13 protein-coding genes are annotated in these 20,557 nt (G+C 70.5%); 8 read left to right on the top strand and 5 right to left on the bottom strand.

The window, feature by feature from the left end:
• Positions 1-112: 112 nt before the first annotated feature.
• The 4 genes from ACFU5M_RS28020 to ACFU5M_RS28005 all read right to left on the bottom strand — a co-directional run bounded on the left by ACFU5M_RS28020 (position 113) and on the right by ACFU5M_RS28005 (position 7,125).
• Positions 113-1,471 carry a S1 family peptidase gene (locus tag ACFU5M_RS28020; protein ID WP_379053889.1) on the bottom strand — a complete coding sequence of 453 codons (1,359 nt, stop codon included), beginning with the start codon at positions 1,469-1,471 and terminating at the stop codon, positions 113-115.
• 160 nt (positions 1,472-1,631) lie between these two features.
• Positions 1,632-2,735 (bottom strand): hypothetical protein, encoded by a 1,104-nt coding sequence (locus ACFU5M_RS28015; protein ID WP_379053888.1) that lies wholly within the window; start codon positions 2,733-2,735, stop codon positions 1,632-1,634.
• A 45-nt stretch (positions 2,736-2,780) separates the two neighbouring features.
• A complete protein-coding gene (locus ACFU5M_RS28010; protein ID WP_379053887.1) occupies positions 2,781-5,372 on the bottom strand; it encodes a LuxR C-terminal-related transcriptional regulator in 2,592 nt (863 codons plus the stop codon).
• Positions 5,365-7,125, bottom strand: coding sequence for an Hsp70 family protein (locus ACFU5M_RS28005; protein ID WP_379053886.1), 1,761 nt, complete (start codon positions 7,123-7,125; stop codon positions 5,365-5,367). The genes ACFU5M_RS28010 and ACFU5M_RS28005 overlap by 8 nt, the downstream gene beginning before the upstream one ends.
• Positions 7,126-7,423: 298 nt before the next feature.
• Here ACFU5M_RS28005 and ACFU5M_RS28000 point away from each other — a divergent pair, with 298 nt between their 5' ends.
• The 4 genes from ACFU5M_RS28000 (at position 7,424) to ACFU5M_RS27985 (ending at position 14,823) form a co-directional block, all read left to right on the top strand.
• Positions 7,424-10,606: an IniB N-terminal domain-containing protein gene (locus ACFU5M_RS28000; protein ID WP_379053885.1), complete on the top strand. Its 3,183-nt coding sequence runs from the start codon at positions 7,424-7,426 to the stop codon at positions 10,604-10,606.
• 37 nt (positions 10,607-10,643) lie between these two features.
• Positions 10,644-12,506 carry a dynamin family protein gene (locus ACFU5M_RS27995; protein ID WP_379053884.1) on the top strand — a complete coding sequence of 621 codons (1,863 nt, stop codon included), beginning with the start codon at positions 10,644-10,646 and terminating at the stop codon, positions 12,504-12,506.
• Entirely contained in the window at positions 12,503-14,056 is a 1,554-nt protein-coding gene (locus ACFU5M_RS27990) for a dynamin family protein (protein WP_379053883.1), read from the top strand. Before ACFU5M_RS27995 ends, ACFU5M_RS27990 begins: the two co-directional genes overlap by 4 nt.
• 122 nt (positions 14,057-14,178) lie before the next feature.
• Positions 14,179-14,823 (top strand): endonuclease, encoded by a 645-nt coding sequence (locus ACFU5M_RS27985; RefSeq protein WP_379053882.1) that lies wholly within the window; start codon positions 14,179-14,181, stop codon positions 14,821-14,823.
• 10 nt (positions 14,824-14,833) lie between these two features.
• On the opposite strand, the gene ACFU5M_RS27980 is transcribed toward ACFU5M_RS27985, so the two are convergent.
• Positions 14,834-15,997 (bottom strand): zinc-binding dehydrogenase, encoded by a 1,164-nt coding sequence (locus ACFU5M_RS27980; protein ID WP_379053881.1) that lies wholly within the window; start codon positions 15,995-15,997, stop codon positions 14,834-14,836.
• A gap of 418 nt (positions 15,998-16,415) precedes the next feature.
• Here ACFU5M_RS27980 and dnaK point away from each other — a divergent pair, with 418 nt between their 5' ends.
• The 4 genes from dnaK to ACFU5M_RS27960 are packed head-to-tail and all read left to right on the top strand — an operon-like array spanning position 16,416 to position 20,523.
• On the top strand, positions 16,416-18,266 hold the full coding sequence (dnaK, locus tag ACFU5M_RS27975; protein WP_379053880.1) for a molecular chaperone DnaK: 1,851 nt from the start codon (positions 16,416-16,418) through the stop codon (positions 18,264-18,266).
• The gene (grpE, locus tag ACFU5M_RS27970) at positions 18,263-18,925 is read left to right on the top strand and encodes a nucleotide exchange factor GrpE (protein WP_379053879.1); all 663 of its coding nucleotides are present in this window, start codon (positions 18,263-18,265) and stop codon (positions 18,923-18,925) included. The genes dnaK and grpE overlap by 4 nt, the downstream gene beginning before the upstream one ends.
• A gap of 21 nt (positions 18,926-18,946) precedes the next feature.
• Complete coding sequence (gene dnaJ / locus ACFU5M_RS27965; protein WP_379053878.1) at positions 18,947-20,107, top strand: molecular chaperone DnaJ; 1,161 nt, start codon at positions 18,947-18,949, stop codon at positions 20,105-20,107.
• Entirely contained in the window at positions 20,107-20,523 is a 417-nt protein-coding gene (locus ACFU5M_RS27960; RefSeq protein WP_063016447.1) for a heat shock protein transcriptional repressor HspR, read from the top strand. The genes dnaJ and ACFU5M_RS27960 overlap by 1 nt, the downstream gene beginning before the upstream one ends.
• Positions 20,524-20,557: the final 34 nt, after the last annotated feature.

Below are 20,557 nucleotides of genomic sequence, written 5' to 3'. Positions count from 1 at the left end.
TGAGCAGACTATATGGGGTTTGACGCGGTATGCCTACTCATCTTGTGGTTCTCGACTCCCTCATAGCCGTCGATGGGGGATATGTGGATTGCCACATGATTCGGGCGCGCGCTCAGCCCGCGTTCGGCCGGGTGCGCACCGCGATGCCGCTGCCGATACCGCCTCCGGAAGAGGCGTCGACGTCGGCCAGGATCGCCCGGATCGGGATGCCGAGCGAAGCGGTGCCGCCGTACTGCGCGAGGGCGACGTTCGCCTCGTTGCAGTTCGGCGCGTCCGCGGCGTTGGAACCGCTGGTGATGCCCAGCGCCAGCGTGCCGGACACGATCGCGCCGCCGCTGTCGCCGCCGAGGGTGCAGGCCGAGCTGGCGAACCCGCGGACGGTCTTGCTCTCGCCCTCGGCGGTGAAGAGCTGGGTCTCCACTCGATCGGCCACGACGAAACCGCAGGTGAAGGTGGACGACTGACCGGACTTGCAGACCGGGGCGCCGGTGATCGGGTCGGCGGTGCCGGTGATCGCCAGCGTGGTGCCGTTGGCGCCGCGCACCGAGGGCTGGTCCATGCCTGCCCGCACCGCGCGCTCGTTCAGCTTGATCACCGAGTAGTCCAGCGCGGACTGCCCGCCCAGCGAGGCGCGCACGAAGGTGCCCAGCTCGGGGCTGGCCGGGATGTCCCGGACGTTCGGCAGGTAGACACCGGCCTCCTGGTTGCCCTTGCTCAGATTCGGATCACAATGGCCCGCACTGATGTTCAGCGCGTTGCCGGAGGCGTCGATGCTGTTGAACCCGAACGAGCACACGTCGACGGCGCGCAGCGACGAGTCGGCGAGCGAACCCGGCGCGCTGATGTAGGTGTCACCGCCCATCGGCCTGCGCTCGACCGGGCCTCCGCTGTTCGGCGAAAGGATGACCTTGATGTTCGCCAGCAGGGTGGGCAGGTTGAGCATGTGGCCCGCGGGAGTGTTGGCGACACTGAGCACCAGCTGGCTGTTCAAGAAGTCGATCGCCACCGAGTTGATCGCCTGCGAGATCTCCCGCGGTAGGCCGGTGATCCACTGGTTGAGCTGCACCAGCGAGCCCTCCAGACTGTCCGCCGAGACGGGGGCCAGCCGGGTCTGGTAACCGTCGGCCGCGGCGATCTTGGCGGCGTCCAGCGAGGTGACCGCCATGACCGGCTTGCCGTCGCCGCCGATCCAGGCGCCCGCGAAGGAATCCGGTCGCTCCGAACGGAAATCACGCGCGTAGTCACGCAACTGCTGGGCGCGCGCGGCGCGATCCAGGTACTCCGTCGGTGTCATCTGCAGATCCCGGGCGATGGCCTGCACCAGTTCCGGAGGGAGGTTGTCCGCGGCGAGCTGTGCCGGGGCGTCGGGCACCGCCGAGGCGGTAGTCGTGCCGAACAAGGGAGCCAGAAGAACGGTCGATGCGATGGCGACAGCTTTGACCGCGGCGCGACGCGCCACCAACTTGCGCATGAAGTCCCTTCGTCGGCACGCACGTGCCAGCTAAATCCGTGGCCACGGCAGAATCCATTGGCGCACAGTCTTCGTCCAGCAACCGACCGGTGCGGGAATTCATCCGACAACACGGTCAGCGCAACACTCTAAGCCACAAACCCGACTAGGACGCTACTAATCACCGACTACCCGGTATTCCCATGCCGGGGATGGTGGGGATCTGCGGCAACTGCTGCCCGAACGGGTTGGTCGTGATCGTCGGGGTCCGCGTGCTCGGGGTCCGCGTGGTCGTGGTCGGCGTCGTGGTCGGCGGCTCGGTGGTGGTCGGCGGCGTCGTGGTGGTCGGCTCCGGCGTCGTGGTCTCGGTGATCACCACCGGCGGCTCGGGCTCGGTGGTGGGTGTCGCGGTGGTGACGGCCGGAGGCGGAGGCGGGGCCGGACTCACCGACGTCGGTTCCGACTTGGCATCGGGCAGCGGTGGCACCGGCGTCTCGCCGCCGTCGCGGAACAGCAGGGCAACCACGATGCCGCCGAGCACCAGACCGATCACAGCGGCGCAGGCGATCAGCAGCGGCGTACGCCTCGGCTGTGTCGCGGAAACCGTTGTCTGCGGCTGGTTCTCGGTCGGTTCCGGTTCGGCGGTGGTAACCGGCTCGGAGATCGGGATGGCCGCCGAGTACGCCTGCGGCTGCGCGTCGGCGGCGAGCACGGCGGGGATGACAATGGTGTCCACCGTCGAGTTCTCCGCGGTGGACGGGTCCGGCGGGGTGGCGCCCGCGGGAGTGGCGAGCACGGCCGCCAGCGCACCTCGCGCCGCGTCGTAGGCGAACGAGGCACCGCCTGCCCCGGTTTCGGCGCTGGGCAGCTCGCCCTCGCTGACCAGCAGCACCGAGCGCAGACCCAGGTAGTCCAGCGCGTCACGCAGTGAGCGCACATACTCGGCGGGCCAGTCCGCCGGATACGTCGCGTAGAACTCGGCCGGACCGCTGAGGTGCTCGGCGGTCAGGTTGATCAGGCAGAACATCGCGGTGGCGACGAGATCTTCGGCGCGATAGGCCTCGCCGTCGTCGACCGGGATACCCGCCGGGTCGCCCATGGCGGGCACGAAACCGGTAATCGAATGGGAACCGGTGGGCGGGGGACCGCCCAACTCGGCGTCACCCTCCTCGGACATGTGCAGGATCGACTCGCGGACGATGTACTGCGGCTGCTCGTCACCATCGGTGACGATGACGGCCGCGCACTCGTCCTCGGCGACGCGCAGGCCAACCCCAGTGGCCATCTCACCTACCTCGCTCGGCGTTCCCGCTTACGGAACCGCACCCGGTCACACCAGAAGCGAACCGTGTCCCATGGCGCGGAGCATCGACAATAACTCCGAACGGGAACGGGCACCGACCCGGCGTCGGATGCGCGCGACATGGTGCTCGACCGTCTTCGCGGAAATGTACAGGCGAGCACCGATCTCGCGATAGGTGAGCCCGAGCAGAACCAGTTCGGCCACTTCGCGTTCCCGTTCGCTGAGGATCGTGGCCTGCGGCGGCGCGGGCGGCGGCGCGGATTCGCCGTTGGACCCGGCAGGCGCCTGCGGCCGAGGCTGCGGCTCCTGTGGACGGGCGTCGGCGCGGACCGTGCGGGCCAGCTTGAGCAGTGCGGTGGCCGTCGCCGAGTCGGGCGCCGCGAGCGCGGCCTCACTGGCCAGCCGGGCGCCGTCCCAGGTCATACCGATCTCGGTGAGTGCGGCGACCGCCGCGTGGACCGGTGCGGCGGCGACCTGGCCGCGCAGCACGAGCACCCAGGTGCGGCCCGCGTCGGCGAGCACGGCGGCGTGCCGGTCACCCGCCTCGGCCGCGGCCTTCAGCGCTCGCGCGTGCGGCAGCAGCGCCTCGGGGCTCTCGTGCGCGATCGCGGCCTGCACGCCGTACCAGTGGAAGGCGTTGGACCACGCGGGCGGATCGTTCAAGCGGCTCAGCAGCGCGAGCGCCGCGTCCACCAAGGGCGCGATCCGGCGTTCGTCGCGCATCCGGATGGCGGCCAGCCACAGCTCGCCGATCGGCAGCAGGGCGAGCAGGTCGGCCTGCACGTCGTCGAACAGCGGATACGCCTCCTGCCACGCGCGGGCCAGCGCGGTGTGATCGCCGCTGCGCCGCGCGAGACCGACCGCGACGCCGTGCGCCAGCAGCCGGTCGCGCAGGTCGAGTTGGTCGTAGTCGAGCGCGGCAACAGTGGCCGCCGCGGCGCGCTCGTCGCCGCCGAGCATCGCCGTCCAGGCCGCGAGCACGTCGAGCTGATGGCAGCGCAGCCCGCTCGCGGTGGCCCGCCGCAAGGCGTCCTGGGCGCGGCGGGGCTCGCCGGTACTCAGCGAGAGCAGCGTGGCGATCGAGGCCGCCGTGCACGGCAGGAAGCGGTCCACGCCCGCGTCCGCGTGCGCGGCCTGCACCAGCGCCGATACCGCCGCCGCGGTGTTGTTGCCCGGTTCGATGGTGTCCGCGAGCGCGGTCGCGATCAACCGCGCGTGCGCGCCCGCCTCGGTGGGCGGCCACTGCGTCGACGAGGAGGACATCTCCCTGGCGCCCGGCACGTCGCCCGCCAAGCACAACACCGTGGCTCCGACCGCCCAATCCGGGCCGACCCGTTGCCCGCCGAGCCAGGTGTACAGCTGTGCCGCGCGACCGACCAGGCCGCGGCGGGTGAGCACCGCCGCGCAGATCCGGACCGCCGTCGCGAGTTCCGTGCCGGTGCTGCCGGACCGCGCCAGCATCGGCTCGGCCAGCCGCATGGCCGTGTCGCCGTCCCCGGTCCGTGCGGCGGCCTCGGCCCAGCGCAGTGCGATCAGATCGAGTTCGGCTCCGGCGGCCGCCGCGGCGGCGTAGTAGCGAACCGCGTCGCGGCCCGCCTGCTCCGCGGCGTCGACGAGGAAGTCGGCGAGTCGAGGGTCGCGCACGCCGGACTCGGCCAGTTGCAGCGCGGTCCGGTCGCGCAGCAGACCCGCCTCCAGCCGGGCTCCGAGCAACCGGCGCTCGACCGCGACGAACCTGCGGTCGCCGAGCAGCGTGCGCAGGGGCGTGACGGCGGGTTCCAGCAGCAGGTCGGCGTCGGTCACCAGGGCGCTGGCCCTGGCACGGTCGATGAGATCCTGCGCGACGGACTGTTCCACGCCGAGGACCTCGGTGAGTTCGCTGGAATCCAGACCCGTACCCGTGGTGGCCACCACCAGGGTCTCCAGCAGGTCGGGCTCGAGATTGTCCAGCAACCCGCGCGCCCACGCGGCGACGGCCGTGTCCACGGCGGAGATGCCCGCGTCCAGGCGCGCCGAGCAGGCGGCGGTGAGCGCGGCGACCACGCCGCCGCGGATACCCGCGGTCTGCAGGTGAATGTGCTGAGCGACCTGGCGCGGCACCATCATGCCCAGTTCCCGGGCGAACGGCGCCATGTCCGCGACGCCGAGCGGGCGCAGGTCCACGACGCGACCGCGCCGGGCGACCACGTCGGCGAGCATCCGCAGCCGCGGGTCGTGCGGGCGCGGCTGGGCGGCGATCACCATGGTGCGATGCCCGGATTCCACCGCGGCGCAGAGATATTCGAGATCGAGCCGACCGAGCGTGTGGGCGTTGTCGATGATCAGGGCCGGGCGGGGGGGATCGGTCGGCACGCCTGCCGTGCCGCCCGCGACCGTGGCCGGTGTGCGGGTCGCCGTGTGCGCGCCGTTGCGCGCGTGCGCGTGCTGGAGAGCGGCGGTGTCGTCCTGCAGCGGGACGCCCCGGGCGCGCAGGCGAGCCCGGACTTCCGCGAGCAGTGTCGACTTGCCGGTCTGGGACCGGCCGCGGATCAGGTAGACAACCGGCTGGTCGTCGGAGGAATCCAGATCCCGGAAGATGTCGCGGGCGCACGGGAGGGTGTCGAAGGCGGTATCAGCCACCGGAGCCTCCCAGGATCTCTCCGGGGGCGCGCAGCACCGTGCCGAGGGTGTCGCCCAGCACACCGGTCGGCAGGCTCGGCGCGGTCGGCGGCGTGGGCCGCGGCTGCTGCTGGGTCGGCGGCGACGGATTGGTGGGCGCCGGGGCGGGAGCGGGAGACGGCTGCTGCGGTTGCGGCTGCGGCGCGGGTTGCGGCGCCGGGGAGTCCACGGGCGCGGGTTGATCGGGACTCTGCTCGCTGTTCACCACGGCCACCGTGGTGCCCTGGGCCGGGGTCGGCGAACCGGCCTGTGACGCCTCGGTTCCAGGCCGCGCGGGGGAGCCCGCGGAATTCGTGGCGGCCACGCCGGACGGTGCGGACGGGTCGCTCGTCCGCGCTCCCGTCGTCGCGGCGACCTGTGCGGCGCCGGTGACGGACGGCTCGGTCGAGGCAGGAGTGCTCGGGCCGGACTGGATACCGGTGCCGATGGCGAGAGTGCCGGTGGCCAGCAAGCCGATGGCGGCTGCCGCGCCCGCCACCACCGCGATGCGCTGCCTGCTGGTCAGCGCGCGACGACGAGCGGGACGTTGTTCGGGCAACGCCGCGAGCCCCGCTGAGGGGAGCGCTCTGGGCTGCGGCACGGTCTCGTCCTCGGCCACCGGATCGACCATCGGGAGCTGGTCGGTCTCGGCGGCGAGCAGATCGGCGGCCAGCAGCGCCGCGCCGCGGGCGGTGGTGTGCTCAGGGTCGGGAGCGGCCACGACGGGCAATCCGAACTCGGTGGACACGAGTTCGGCGACCAGGGGGATCGCACCGCCCCCTCCGGTGAGCAGGACGCGGCCGACGTCGCCGAGGTCGAGCCCGGCCCGATGCACCGCGTCGCGGATCAGGTCCATCGCGCTCGACAGCGGTCCGCGTAGCAGGTCTTCCAGTTCGCCGCGCACCAACCGCACGGTGCCGTGCGGATCCGCGGGGTCCAGCCGAACCGCGACAACCGTCGCGGTATTTATGGAAAGCTCTTCTTTCGCTTTTCTGCAGCGCTCCCGCAAAGCCGATAATTCGCGTTCCACGACCGGATCGAACGGATCGAAATCCGCGGCGAGCACCGCATTTGCCAGGACATAGCGCATGGTCAGCAGATCGAATTCCGCGCCGGCGATGTCGGTGTTGCGCAGCGGCGTGCCCAGCAGGCTGGCGTGCTCGCCGGTGCGGACCACCGAGACGGTCGAGCCGGTCGCGCCGAGGTCGAAGACGATCACCGCGCCGTCGTCGGCCCTGCCGTGCGCGGCGTCGAGCCAGCGGATCGCGGCGGTCGGCTCCGGTACCAGGGTCACCTCGCCGAGCCCGGCCCGTTCCAGGGCGACGCGCTGGAGGTCGACGGTGTGCCGCGACCACCAAGCCGGATGGCAGGCGACCGTCGCCTGGGTGCCGGTTCGTCCCGTCTCGGCGGCGATCTCGTCGACCAGGCAACCGATCGCGGTCGCCACCAGGTCGGGCGCGGAATAAGAGGAACCGTCCTCGGCGAGGATGCCGACGGGATCGCCGACCCTGGCGAGGAAACCCTCGAGCAGGACATCGCTGGAATGGCGGCCGGTGGAGCGCGAGCCCGCGCCCAGCGTGGGCGCCATGTCCTGCGACAGCCGCAACACGCTCGGATGCGAGCGTAGATAGCCGCCGCCGGACGGGCTGTGGCCGTCGTCGCCCTCTTCCGTTGCCGCCACGGCGACCGAATTCGACGCCCCGACAGTGATGCCGAGCGCCAGGCGCTGTGTCATTCGAGAACCCCGTTCGAAAAACTGTCTGGTCCGGTGTCGCTGCTGTGTGTCCGAGCTGGTGCGCTGGGCGTTGTAGTTGCCGACGCAACCGTTCTGTCGGTTGCTGGCCATCAGCCGTTACCTCGTTAGGGGATCGTTTAGGGAAATTCCCCTAATTTCGCTCCAACCCCTATCGGGTGCCCCCGGCCGGTCGTAGGGGTTCGCCCCGTTTCGGCGTAACGGGATGCGCTCCTAGCGTGATTTGCATTCCAACGACTGCGGATCAGCGAGGTCCGCCGGGACTCAGGAGAAGATTCTCATGACACCCAATGCGATTCTGGAGTTCATCCTCGATCTGCTGCGGAACCACGAGGCCGCGGTCGCCTACTGCGCCAACCCGACCCAGGCGCTGGCCGCTGCGGGCCTGAGCGCGGTGACCCCGGAGGACATCACCCTCTGCGCTCCGATGGTGGCGGAATCGGCGCTGGTGACCGGCGGTTCCCAGTTGCAAGCCATCGTGGCCGCGGGCGCGCAGACCGGCGCCGCCGCCGCGGTCGGTGCGGCGAGCACCGTGGGTGCGGCGGCGGTGGCGGATGCCGGAGTCGACTTGGGCGCTGATCTCGGTGTGGACCTGGGTGCGGGCGCGGGTGGCGGCGTCGACGTCGACCTCGGTATCGGTACGGGCGTCGACGTCGGTGCGGGCCTGAATACCGCGATCGAGACCGGACTGGAGCTCGGCGCGGGACTGGCCGCGGGTCTCGGCACCGTGGTCAACGCGGGCGCCGACCTGTCCGCCGCCGTGGGCGGCCTGCTCGGCGCGGGTGCGCAGGTGATCAGCGGCATCGGCGGGGGTATCGACCTCGACGCCGAAGGCGCGGGGAATATCGGCGCGGGCCTTGGGACCGGCCTCTCCACCGGTATCGACGCGGCAGTCGGCGCGGGCGCAGGCCTCGGCGTCGGGCTGGAAGGCGCGGTGGATGCGGCGGCGGGGCTCGGTGCCGGGCTGGAAGGCGCGGTGAACGGGGCAGCGGGCCTCGGTGCGGGCCTCGGCGCAGGCCTGCAGGGTGCGGTGGACGCCGCCGCCGGTCTGTCCACCGGCGTGGACGCGGTGCTCGGCGCCGGTGCGCAGGCGGGCGCTGGTCTCGGCGCGGGGCTGGGCGGCGCGGTGGACGCGACGACCGGTTTGACGACCGGGCTCGGCGCGGGCTTGGAAGGCGCGGTGAACGCGGCAACCGACCTGACCGCGGGCCTCGGCGCCGGTGCGCAGGCGGGCGCTGACCTCGGCGCCGGTGTGGGCGCGGGTCTCGAAGGCGCTATCGATGCGACGACCGGCCTCGGCGCCGGTCTGGAAACCGCCATCGGCGGCGCGGCGGACATCACTACGGGTGTCGGCGCGGGTCTGGAAGGCGCGGCGGACATCAGCACCGGCTTGAACGCGGGCCTGGAGAGCGGTCTCGGCGCGGCGACTGACCTGAGCGCGGGGCTGGGTGCCGGCCTCGGCGCTGGTCTGGAGGGGGCAGTGGGCGCGACGACCGGTTCGACCACCGGTATCGGCGCAGGTCTGGGGGGCGCGCTCGGCGGTGCGGCGGAGGTCACCACGGGTCTGGAAGGTGCCGCGGGCGCGGCGACTGATCTGACGGCGGGTTTCGAAAGCGCGGTAGGTGGGGCGGCGGATCTGGCCACCGGTGTGGGTGCGGGCCTCGAGGGCACTGTCGGTTCGGCCGCTGGTTCGACGACGGGTCTGGATGCGGCGCTAGGTGCCGGTACCCAGGCGGGCGCCGGTCTGGGAGGTGTTGTCGATGCGACGACCGGTCTCGGCGCCGGTTTGGAGGGTGCAGTCGGAGGCGCGGCGGATCTCACCACAGGTTTGGGCGGTGCTGCGGGTGCGGCGACTGATCTGACCGCCGGTTTCGAGAGCGCGATCGGTGGTGCGGCTTACCTCTCCACCGGTGTGGGTGCGGGTCTCGGAGGCGCCATCGACGCGACGACCGGTTCGGGTGCGGATCTCGGAGGTGCCGTGGGCGGTGCTGCCGGTGCGGCGACTGATCTGACGGCAGGTCTCGGTGCCGGTGCAGGTCTGCAAGGCGCTGTAGATGCGGCCGGTGGATTGAGTACCGGCATCGGTGGGGCGCTGGGTGCGGGCGGCTCGGCTGGTGCGGGTCTGGAGGGCGCTGTGGACGCCGCGAGTGGTTTGGCCGCGGGCCTCGGTGCCGCTGGGCAAGCCGGTGCCGGTGCGGGTCTCGAGGGTGCGGTGGACGCGACCACGGGCCTGGGTGCCGGTTTCCAGAGTGCGGTGGGCGCTGCGGGCGACCTGGCAACGGGTCTCGGTGCCGGTGGGCAGGCTGGTGCCGGGCTCGGCGGCGGGGTGTCCAGCGGACTGCACGGCGCGGCCGACGCGGGTGCGCAGATCGGTTCCGGTCTGGAGACCGGTCTCGGTGGCGCGCTCGATGCGACGGGCCAGGCGACGACCGGGCTCACCGGCGGAATCGACACCGCCGCACAAGGATCCGGAAATATGGCCGCGGGGCTGGGAAGCAATTTCTCCTCGGCCGTCGGCGGTGCCGGAAACCTGGGAACGCAAGCGACGGCGGGTCTCGAGACCGGGCTCGCGACGGGTCTCGGCGCGGCCGTGAGCACCGGGGCCGAGCTCGGCGGCGGACTGGACAGCTCGCTGAACACCGGCGGACAGGTCGGCGCGAACCTGGAGAGCGGGCTCGGCGGGGCGCTCGATGCCGGGGTCCACGGCGCGACCGGATTGGAGACAGGCCTGTCCACCGGCCTCGGTGGTGGCCTGTCCACCGGCGTGGAGGGCGCGGCGCAGGCCGGTGCCGGACTGGGAACCGGAGTCACCGGCGCCCTCGACGCTGGAACGCAGGTGGGTGCCGGACTGGGTTCGGGTCTGTCGGCCGGGCTTGATGCCGGAGCGCAAGCGGGTGCCGGGCTGGGCTCGGGTCTGTCGGCCGGGCTCGATGCGGGTGCCGGACTCGGCTCCGGCCTCTCCACCGGAATCGATAGCGCGGTAGGTGCGGGTTTGGAGAGTGGTCTGTCTGTCGGTGTCGGTGCGGCGGGGAGCGCGGGTGCGGGTTTGGAGAGTGGTCTGTCTACCGGTCTCGGTGCCGCGGGGAGCGCGGGCGGGAGCCTGTCGAGTGGTCTCGAGGGTGCGTCGAGCGCGGGAACGCACCTCGGTTCGGGCCTGGACAGCGGTATCGGCTCGCACGCGAGCTCGGGCTTGGATGCCACGGCCGGGCTCGGCGGTACGGCGCAGGCCGGCGCCGGCGGTGCGGCGCACGGTGCGGTGGACACCGGCGCGGGTCTCGGCGGCAGTGTCGGCTCGACCGCGCACACGTGGTCCTCGCTGGACGTGTCGAGCGCGTTCGGATCGGGCTTGGACAGCTCGACCAGCGGCGATACCGGCTCGGGTCTGTTCGGAGAAAGCCACGCGAGCTCGGAGTTCAGTGGTTCCGCGGGCGCCGACCTGGGTGGCGATACATTCCTGCACTGACAGTTGCCCGGTAATACGGAAAGAGGTCGATACCGCGATGGGGACGCCCGCGCCGAACGCCACTCCACCGGCGGTACCGCTGCTCTCGGTACTCGGTGAAACCATCGCGGCGGCCCGTGCCGCGGGCCGCAACGATCTGGTCGGCCGCCTGGAAGTGGCGGCCGACCGGGTTCGTGACCCGCGCAGGCGCATCGTCGTCGCCGGACAGCTGGACCAGGGCAAAAGCCGTTTCGTCAACGCGCTGCTGAATCTGGACATCTGCCCGGTAGGCGACGACGCCACCACCACGGTGCCGATGCTGCTCGCGCACGGCCCCGAGCCGCGCGCGGAGCTGGTGCTCGCGGCGCACGGCGCTTCCAGCGGCGCGGAGACGAGGGTGGTGGTGCCGATCGCGGAGATCGGCGTGATCGATCAACGCTCACCGCACGCGCAGGGTCGGCGGATCGTGCGCTTGGAGGTCCAGGTGCCCAACGCGCTGCTGGCCGACGGCATCGTGCTGATCGACACGCCAGGCGTCGGCGGGCACGGCAACGCCCACGCGGCGGGCGTGCTCGGAATGGTGCCCGCCGCGGACGCGGTGCTGGTGCTGTCGGACGCGTCGACCGAACTCACCGAGCCGGAACTGGCATTCCTGCGGCAGGTGCGGGAGCTGTGCCCGACGGTCGCGTTGTTGCTCACCAAGACCGACCTGTACCCGCATTGGCGGCAGGTGCACGAAGCCGACCTGAACCATCTCGCACGGGCACGCCTCGACGTGCCGATGATCCCGGTGTCGTCGCTGCTGCGCAGCCACGCCATGCAATTGCAGGATCAGCAGCTCGGCGTCGAATCCGGCTTCGGCGTGCTGTACACCTTCCTTCGCGACCAGGTCGTGGCGCGCGACCAGCTGGCCACCCGCGCCGCCGTGGCCCGCGATATCCGCTCCGCGGCGGAGCATCTCGCGCTGGCGCTGGGCAGCGAGCTGGTGGCGGTCCGCGATCCCGCGCAGGGCGCGGCAGCGGTTCGCGAGCTGCAATCCGCCCGCTCGGCGGCCGAGGAACTGCACCGCAGGACCGCCGCCTGGCAGCAGACGCTCGCCGACGGCATCACCGACCTCGCCGGGGACGTCGATCACGACCTGCGCGACCGCCTGCGCAACCTCGCCCGCACCACCGAGGAATGGATCGACGAGCACGACCCGGGCCGGCACTGGGACCGCATCGCCGAACACCTCACCGGCACCGTCGACACCGCGCTCGGCGACAACTTGCTGTGGACGCACTCCCGGGCGATAGAGCTGGCCGAGCGCGTCGCCGAACACTTCGCCGAACTCGGCGCCGTCGACCTGCCGGACGTGCGCCCCGGCAGCGGAGCCGACACCGGCCGCGCCCTCTCCGGCACGCTCGCCGATCTGGAGCCCGACATCGGTTTCGGCAGCAAACTGCTCGTCGGCATGCGCGGCTCCTACGGCGGCGTGCTCATGGTGGGGCTGGCCAGTACTTTCGCCGGGCTGGCCCTGCTCAACCCGATCTCGATCGGCGCGGGATTGATCGTGGGCGGCAAGGCCTTCCGAGACGACAAGCAGGCCAGGCTGGCCAAGCGGCGCAACGAGGCGAAGGCGGCGGTGCGCCGCTTCGTCGACGACGTGGCGTTCCAGGCGGGCAAAGAGTCGAAGGACCGGCTGCACCGCATCCACCGCGCGTTGCGCGACCACTACGCGGGCGTCGCCGAACGCAGTCTGCGCTCGATCGACGAGTCGCTGCGGGCCGCGCAGGAGGCGGCGTCGATGGTCGCCACCAGCCGCGCCGAACGCGGCGCGCAACTGGAACAGCAGCTGCGCGTGGTCGCTGAACTGCGCCGATACGCCGATGCCATGCAGACCGCACTACCGATGGGACCCGCCGGTACGGTAGCCCCGTGAGACGTGATGGTGGCCCGGTGCCGGGAGTCGTCGCCGAGGCGCATCAGCTGGTCGGCGCGGCGCAGGCGGCGCTGGCGAGCGAGCCGCGCCCGCGGGCCCTGCTGGCCGATTGCGCCCGCCGATTGGACCAGCCGCTGCGCGTCGCGCTGGCCGGTTCGATCAAGGCGGGCAAATCCACTCTGCTGAATTCCCTCGTCGGACAGGACATCGCACCCACCGACGCGACCGAGTGCACCAGGGTGGTCACCTGGTATCGGTACGGCTCGACGCCGAGCGTGACCGCCTACGCCCCCGATGGCGCCCGCGCGCACGTCGTGGTCCGGCGCGGCAGCGGGACGCACGGGCTGACCTTCGATCTGGATCGGCTCAACTGGAACACGCCTGCCCCGCGCGAGGTCGACCATCTCGAGGTCGAATGGCCCGCCGCGGCGCTGACACAGACCACGATCATCGACACCCCGGGCACGTCCTCGCTGTCGCGCGAGGTGTCGCGGCGCACCGCGCGTCTGCTGACTCCGGGTGCGGACGACGAGCGGTCCGAGCAGGGAATCGCCATCCCGGGCGCGGACGCCGTCGTGTATCTGCTGCGCAGGCTGGACGCGACCGACGTGCAGTTCCTGGAGCGCGTGGGCGCGGGTACCGCCGCGGCCAACGGCGGGCCGGGGGCGCCAGGTCCGCTCGGCATCGTCGGTGTGGTCTCGCGGGCCGACGAGATCGGGGCAGGCCGGATCGACGCGCTGCACTCGGCACGGGATGTCGCCACGCGTTTCGCCGGGGAGCTGGAACGAACGGGGCTGTGCCAGGCCGTGATCCCGGTCGCCGGGCTGCTCGCGTTCGCCGCGGCGACACTGCGTCAGCAGGAGTTCGCGGCGTTCGAGACGCTGGCGCGGGTACCGGTCGATGAACTGAGCGCCGCGTTGCTCTCGGCCGATCGTTTCGCCCGCGCCGACGTGCCGCTTCCGGTACCGCCGGAACTGCGTGCGCAGCTCGCCGAGCGGTTCGGGTTGTTCGGTATTCGCATGGCGGTCACGCTGATCCGGCTCGGTGTGCGCGATTCGGCCACGCTGGCCGCCGAATTGACCAGCCGCAGCGGCGTGGACGAACTGCGCTCGGTGCTCGACGTGCAGTTCGGGCAGCGCGCCGACCAGCTCAAAGCGCATTCCGCGCTCACCGCGCTGGCCCGGGTGCTGACCGCCTACCGTGGCACCCCGGCCGATCGACTGCTGCCCAGGGTGCGCACCTTGCTCGCGGACGTGCACGGTTTCGCCGAGCTGCGCCTGCTCGGCCGCCTGCGCACCGACGAATTGGCGCTGCCCGTCGACGATCTCGCCGAACTGCACCGCCTCATCGGCGGTTCGGGAATCGCACCCCACCTGCGTCTGGGCCTCCCGTCCGACGCGCCGCTCACCGCCCAGCGCGCGCAAGCGGTGGCCGCGGTGCGTAAATGGCGCGCGAGGGCGCGCCACCCCCTGGCCGACCAGTTCACCGCCACGGCCTGCTCGACCGCCGCCCGCAGCGCGGAAGGCACCTTGAACGTGCTGCCGGAATGAGCCGTCGCCGAACTCCGTGACCGAAACGCCGTGACCTGCGGGGACGGGCGCATTCCGCCGCCCATGGGCGGTGTAGTCGACGTGCGTCCGGGTATGCGCCCTGGTAGCGAGAGGAGGTAACGATGAGCCAAGAGGACGTCGTCCACGAATTGCTCGTCCGTGCGGGCACGGGATATGCCGAGGAATCGGGTATCACGCTCGACGACAAACCGGCCGCACTTTTCCAGTTGCTCATGCTTTCCCAACTGCTCAGCACCCGCATTTCCGCCGATATCGCCATCGGAGCCGCGCGAGAGCTGATCAGCAGCGGCTACCGGACGCCACACCGGGTCGCCGACGCGGAGTGGCAGGAACTGGTCGATGCGCTGGGGCGGGCGAACTATCGCCGCTACGACGAGAGCACCGCCACGAGGCTGCACCACAACGCCACGCGCTTGCTCGACCGCTACCACGGTGACCTGCGGGAACTGGCGAAGAAGGCGGATAACGACCCCGAGCGCGCCGCGGAACTGCTGCAAGAGTTCGACGGCATCGGTCCGACCGGGGCCCATATCTTCCTGCGCGAGATCCAGGACATCTGGACCTGGGTCCGGCCGCACTTCGACGAACGGGCCTTGCGCGGCGCCAAGCGCGTGCAGTTGCCGGAAGATCCCGACCACTTGGCGCGGCTGGCGCCGGATCATCACACCGCGGAGCTCGCCGCGGCCCTGGTGCGGGTGACGCTGGACGAGAAGATCGCCGACGAGGTTCTCGCCGCGGCACCCTGAGTGCGCGTCCTTACAGCAGGGCGGCGCCGGTAGCGCGCGGGTCGATCAGGATCTTCGCGTGCCGCTCCGGGTTGCCGAGGGCGGTGAAGGCGTCGGCCACGCCGTCGAGCCCGACGGTCCCGGTGATCAGCGGGCTGGGGTCGACTTTGCCGTCGGCGAGCATGTGCAAGGTGTCGCGGAACTCGCCGGGGTCGTAGCCGAGCACGAACCGCAGTTCGATCTCTTTGTTGATCGCCATCGCGGGATGGAAACGGTCGGTTTCCATGCACACCCCGACCACGACGACGCGCGACAGCGGCGGGGCGGCCGCCAGGATCTGATCGATGATGCCGGGCACCCCGACGCATTCGAAGATCACCGGCCCGGCCGGTCCCGTGTTCAAGGTGTGGGCCAGCCGGAAGACGTACCACCACGGCAGGTTGGGGACCCGTCGCAGACGATCCATGGCGTCGAAGCCGAGCGCGAGGATGTCGGTGACGCCGTTGATCCGCCCTTTCTTCGGAGCGGCCGTCCAGGGCGATTCCGTCGCCGGGTCCACCACCACATCGGCGCCGCAGGCGGTGGCGAGTTCCCGCCGACGTGGCGAATAGTCGCTGGCGACCACGGTGCGCACCCCCGCGGCCTTCAGCATGCTGATCACCGCGAGGCCGATCGGCCCGCAACCGATGACGAACGCCGTCTGCCCCTTGGCGACGCGGCCTTTGCGTACCGCGTGCCAGGCCACCGCCATGGGTTCGGTCAGCGCGGCGTGTTCCGGGGACAAGCCGTTCGGCACCGGCATGGTCATCGATTCCTGGACCACCACCTGCTCGGCGTAGCCACCCGGCGCCGCGGTCGACAGCCCTACCAGATGGGGCTGCTTGCCGTGCCGGACGATCGGAAGGGCCACCACCGGTGTCCCCGTCCGCCATCTCTTGCGGCAGTCCGGGCCGTAATCCACTACTGTTCCGCTGAATTCGTGCCCCAGGACCACACTCTGATCCGAACGCATGAAGTGCTCGTAGCCCGTGGCCACGGCCAAGTCGGACAGTTCGTCGGCGTGCGTGCGGGCATGCAGATCCGAACCGCAGATGCCGCAGCGCGACACGTCGATCAGTAGTTGACCGGCGCCGGGCCGGGGCGCGGGCAGCTCAGCGACCTCGAACTCGGCGGCGGTGACGACGGCGGCCCTCATGGCGACTCCTCGGATCGACGGCGCGACCGGCCCGGCCACCCCGCCGTCACCCTAACCGCGCGAGGCGCCCGTCGTGACTTCCTCGGCCGTGCGGCGGTCGTAGGCGCCACGGGCCGAGGATCGGTGACGTCGCGATGGCCGGATTGTGCGGCGGGTCACGCATTCGTGTCGTCGTCCGGGAATTAAACGTGCGAGTCGCCCGTTGAGCTATTCGACAAGATTGAGTGTGTAAGGCTCAAGTTTCGGTTGACTCCGAGACGCCCGCGAGGCAGGATTGAGCCGACCACGCTCAGTGTTGCTGGGACCGTGCTCCGTGAGGTGCTGGGGGCGAGGTCTCGCGGCGTCCTTCATCGGGCGTCGCAGTGCGGTTTTCGCCCGGCACCGACACACATTGGTACGTCAACTAGGAGGAACCACAATGGCTCGTGCGGTCGGAATCGACCTCGGGACCACGAACTCGGTCGTCGCCGTTCTCGAAGGCGGAGAGCCGGTCGTCGTCGCCAACTCGGAAGGATCGCGCACCACCCCGTCGGTCGTCGCGTTCGCGAAGAACGGTGAGGTGTTGGTCGGCCAGCCGGCCAAGAACCAGGCCGTCACCAACGTCGACCGCACCATTCGCTCCGTCAAGCGGCACATCGGCACCGACTGGTCGGTGGACATCGACAGCAAGAAGTACACCCCGCAGGAGATCAGCGCGCGCGTGCTGATGAAGCTGAAGCGCGACGCGGAGTCCTACCTCGGTGAGGAGATCACCGACGCGGTCATCACCGTGCCCGCCTACTTCGAGGACGCCCAGCGGCAGGCCACGAAGGAAGCAGGCCAGATCGCCGGCCTGAACGTCCTGCGCATCGTCAACGAGCCCACCGCGGCCGCGCTCGCCTACGGCCTGGACAAGGGCGACAAGGAACAGACCATCCTGGTCTTCGACCTCGGTGGCGGTACCTTCGACGTCTCGCTGCTGGAAATCGGCGAGGGCGTCGTCGAGGTCCGCGCCACCTCCGGCGACAACCACCTCGGTGGTGACGACTGGGACGAGCGGGTCGTGCAGTGGCTGGTCGACAAGTTCAAGGGCAGCTCGGGCATCGACCTGACCAAGGACAAGATGGCCATGCAGCGGCTGCGTGAGGCCGCCGAGAAGGCCAAGATCGAGCTGAGCTCCTCGCAGAGCACCTCGATCAACCTGCCCTACATCACCGTCGACGCGGACAAGAACCCGCTGTTCCTCGACGAGCAGCTGACCCGCGCCGAGTTCCAGAAGATCACCTCGGATCTGCTCGACCGCACCCGTGCGCCGTTCCAGTCCGTGATCAAGGACGCGGGCATCAAGGTGGCCGACATCGACCACGTGGTGCTCGTCGGCGGCTCCACCCGTATGCCCGCAGTCTCCGATCTGGTCAAGGAACTGACCGGTGGCAAAGAGCCCAACAAGGGCGTGAACCCGGACGAGGTCGTCGCCGTCGGCGCCGCCCTGCAGGCCGGTGTGCTCAAGGGTGAGGTCAAGGACGTCCTGCTGCTCGACGTGACCCCGCTGTCGCTGGGCATCGAGACCAAGGGCGGGGTGATGACCAAGCTCATCGAGCGCAACACCACCATCCCGACCAAGCGTTCGGAGACCTTCACCACGGCTGACGACAACCAGCCGTCGGTGCAGATCCAGGTGTTCCAGGGTGAGCGCGAGATCGCCTCGCACAACAAGCTGCTCGGCTCCTTCGAGCTGACCGGCATCCCGCCGGCCCCGCGCGGCGTGCCGCAGATCGAGGTCACCTTCGACATCGACGCCAACGGCATCGTGCACGTCACCGCGAAGGACAAGGGCACCGGCAAGGAGAACACGATCAAGATCCAGGACGGCTCCGGCCTGTCCAAGGAGGAGATCGATCGGATGGTCAAGGACGCCGAGGCGCACGCCGCCGAGGACAAGGCCCGCCGTGAGGAGGCCGAGACCCGCAACCAGGCCGAGTCGCTGGTGCATCAGACCGAGAAGTTCATCAAGGAAAACGAGGACAAGGTCCCCGCGGACGTCAAGACCAAGGTCGAGGCGGCCATCGCCGAGGCGAACGAGGCCCTCAAGGGCACCGACATCGCCGCGGTCAAGGCGGCCGTCGAGAAGCTGGCGACCGAGTCGCAGGCCCTCGGCCAGGCCATCTACGAGGCCTCCGCCGCGGACGCCGCGGCGCAGGGCAACGGCGCGTCGAGCAGCGCGCAGGACGATGACCAGGTTGTGGACGCCGAGGTCGTGGACGAGCCGGTCGACACGGAGAAGAAGTGACCGAGGGCAACTCTGAGAAGGAGCCGATCACCTTCGTCGACAACCGGAAGATCGATCCGGAGACCGGTGAGATCAGGCAGCCGGCCGCGGACAACGGCGCCGCGGCCGCGCAGGCCCCGGAGGCAGGCAACGGTGTGGAGAGCGGCAACGGCGGCGACGCGCTCGCCGACACCATCAGCGGCGAGCTCGCCGAGCGCACCGCCGACCTGCAGCGGCTGACCGCGGAGTACGCCAACTATCGGCGCCGGGTCGAGCGCGACCGCAAGGCCGTGATCGATACCGCCAAGGCGTCGGTGGTCACCGAATTGCTCGGCGTGCTCGACGATCTCGACCGCGCGCGGGCACACGGCGACCTGGAATCCGGTCCGCTGAGGTCGGTGGCCGACAAGCTGTCGGCCGCGCTGCTCAAGCAGGGTCTCGAGGAGTTCGGCTCGGAGGGTGAACCCTTCGATCCGACCCTGCACGAGGCCGTGCAGCACGAGGGCTCCGGCCACGATCCGGTGATCGGCATTGTGATGCGCAAAGGCTATCGCTTCGGCGATAGGGTGCTTCGGCACGCGCTCGTCGGGGTAACCGACGGCGTGGCCGATCTCACGGAGAACGCCGAACAACCGACCGAAGAGGCATCGGACGATGATGCCGGCGCGAACGATCAATGATGCGAGAGGAGGAGATGCTCGGTGAGCCAACGGGAGTGGATCGAAAAGGACTTCTACAAGGAGCTGGGTGTTTCCTCCAGCGCCTCGCAGGACGAGATCAAGAAGGCCTATCGCAAGCTCGCGCGTGACTTGCATCCGGACGCCAACCCGGGTGACAACAAAGCCGAGGAGCGGTTCAAGGCCGTCAGCGAGGCGCACGCCGTGCTGTCGGATCCGGCCAAGCGCAAGGAGTACGACGACACCCGCAAGCTCTTCGCGGGTGGCGGCTACGGTCGCGGTGGATTCGGATCCGGTGCGGGCGGCGGCTTCTCGCAGGAGTTCAACATCGGGGACATCTTCGGCGGCGCGGGCGCCGGCGACGGTGGCCTCGGTGACCTGCTCGGCGGTCTGTTCAACCGGGGCGGCACGCGGACGTCGTCGAGCCGTCCGCGGCGCGGCGCCGACGTGGAGACCGAGACGACGCTCGGTTTCCGGGAGGCGGCGCAGGGGGTCACGGTCCCACTGCGGATGACCAGCCCTTCGCCGTGCACCACGTGTCACGGCAGCGGCGCGAAACCGGGTACGAGTCCGCGGGTCTGCCCGCTCTGCAACGGAACCGGCGTCGTCAGCCGCAACCAGGGCGCGTTCGGCTTCAGTGAGCCGTGCGACGAGTGCCGGGGCAGCGGATCGATCATCGATGACCCGTGCGTCGACTGCCGCGGTAGCGGCATCCAGAACCGCACGCGCACCATCACGGTGCGGATTCCTCCGGGAGTCGGTGACGGGCAACGGATTCGGCTGGCCGGTCAGGGCGAGGCGGGACTGCGCGGGGCACCTTCGGGCGACCTCTATGTCACCGTCCACGTCAGCCAGGACAAGGTCTTCGGCCGCAACGGCGACGACCTGACCCTCGTACTTCCGGTCAGTTACAGTGAATTGGTGCTCGGCACCACGGTTTCGGTGCCCACCCTGGACGGCCGAGTCGGCGTCAAGGTGCCTCCGGGTACCGCCGACGGCCGAACTTTACGGGTACGCGGCCGTGGTGTGCCCAAGCGTGGCGGTGGCGCGGGTGACCTGCTGGTGACGGTGAAGGTCGCGATTCCGCAGAAGCTGGACGGCGAGGCCGTGGAGGCGCTCGAGCGCTACCAGGAGGCGGAGCGGGCCAGTGGCTTCGATCCACGTGCAGGATGGGCAGGTGCGTGATGTCCTCGGAACCGAAGAACGCGTCCGGCGGGTCGCGTGCCGAGTTCTTCATGATCTCGGTGGCGGCCCAGCTGGCCGGCATGCATGCGCAGACACTGCGCACGTATGACCGTCTTGGACTGGTCACGCCGCAACGTACTTCGGGCGGCGGGCGGCGCTATTCGGCCCGGGACGTGGAGCTGCTGCGCGAGGTGCAGCGGCTGTCCCAGGACGAGGGCGTCAACCTCGCGGGCATCAAACGCATCATCGAACTGACCAATCAGGTGGAGGAGCTGCGTCAGCAGGTCGCGGAACTGGCGGCCGAGCTGGAGCGAACCCGGGCCGGCTACCGTCCCGATCTCGCCCCGCAACGCAGTACCGCGCTGGTCGTCTGGCAGCCGCGGCACCGTCGCGAAGACGGTCAGCGCAGACGATAACCGGCACGACGACGGCCCCGGCCTCGAGCGCACC

The sequence above is a fragment of the Nocardia sp. NPDC057455 genome, from assembly GCF_042802775.1.
Lineage (GTDB): Bacteria > Actinomycetota > Actinomycetes > Mycobacteriales > Mycobacteriaceae > Nocardia.
The sequence above is the reverse complement of the archived record's forward strand: the minus strand, read 5'-3'. Positions and strand labels throughout refer to the sequence as shown.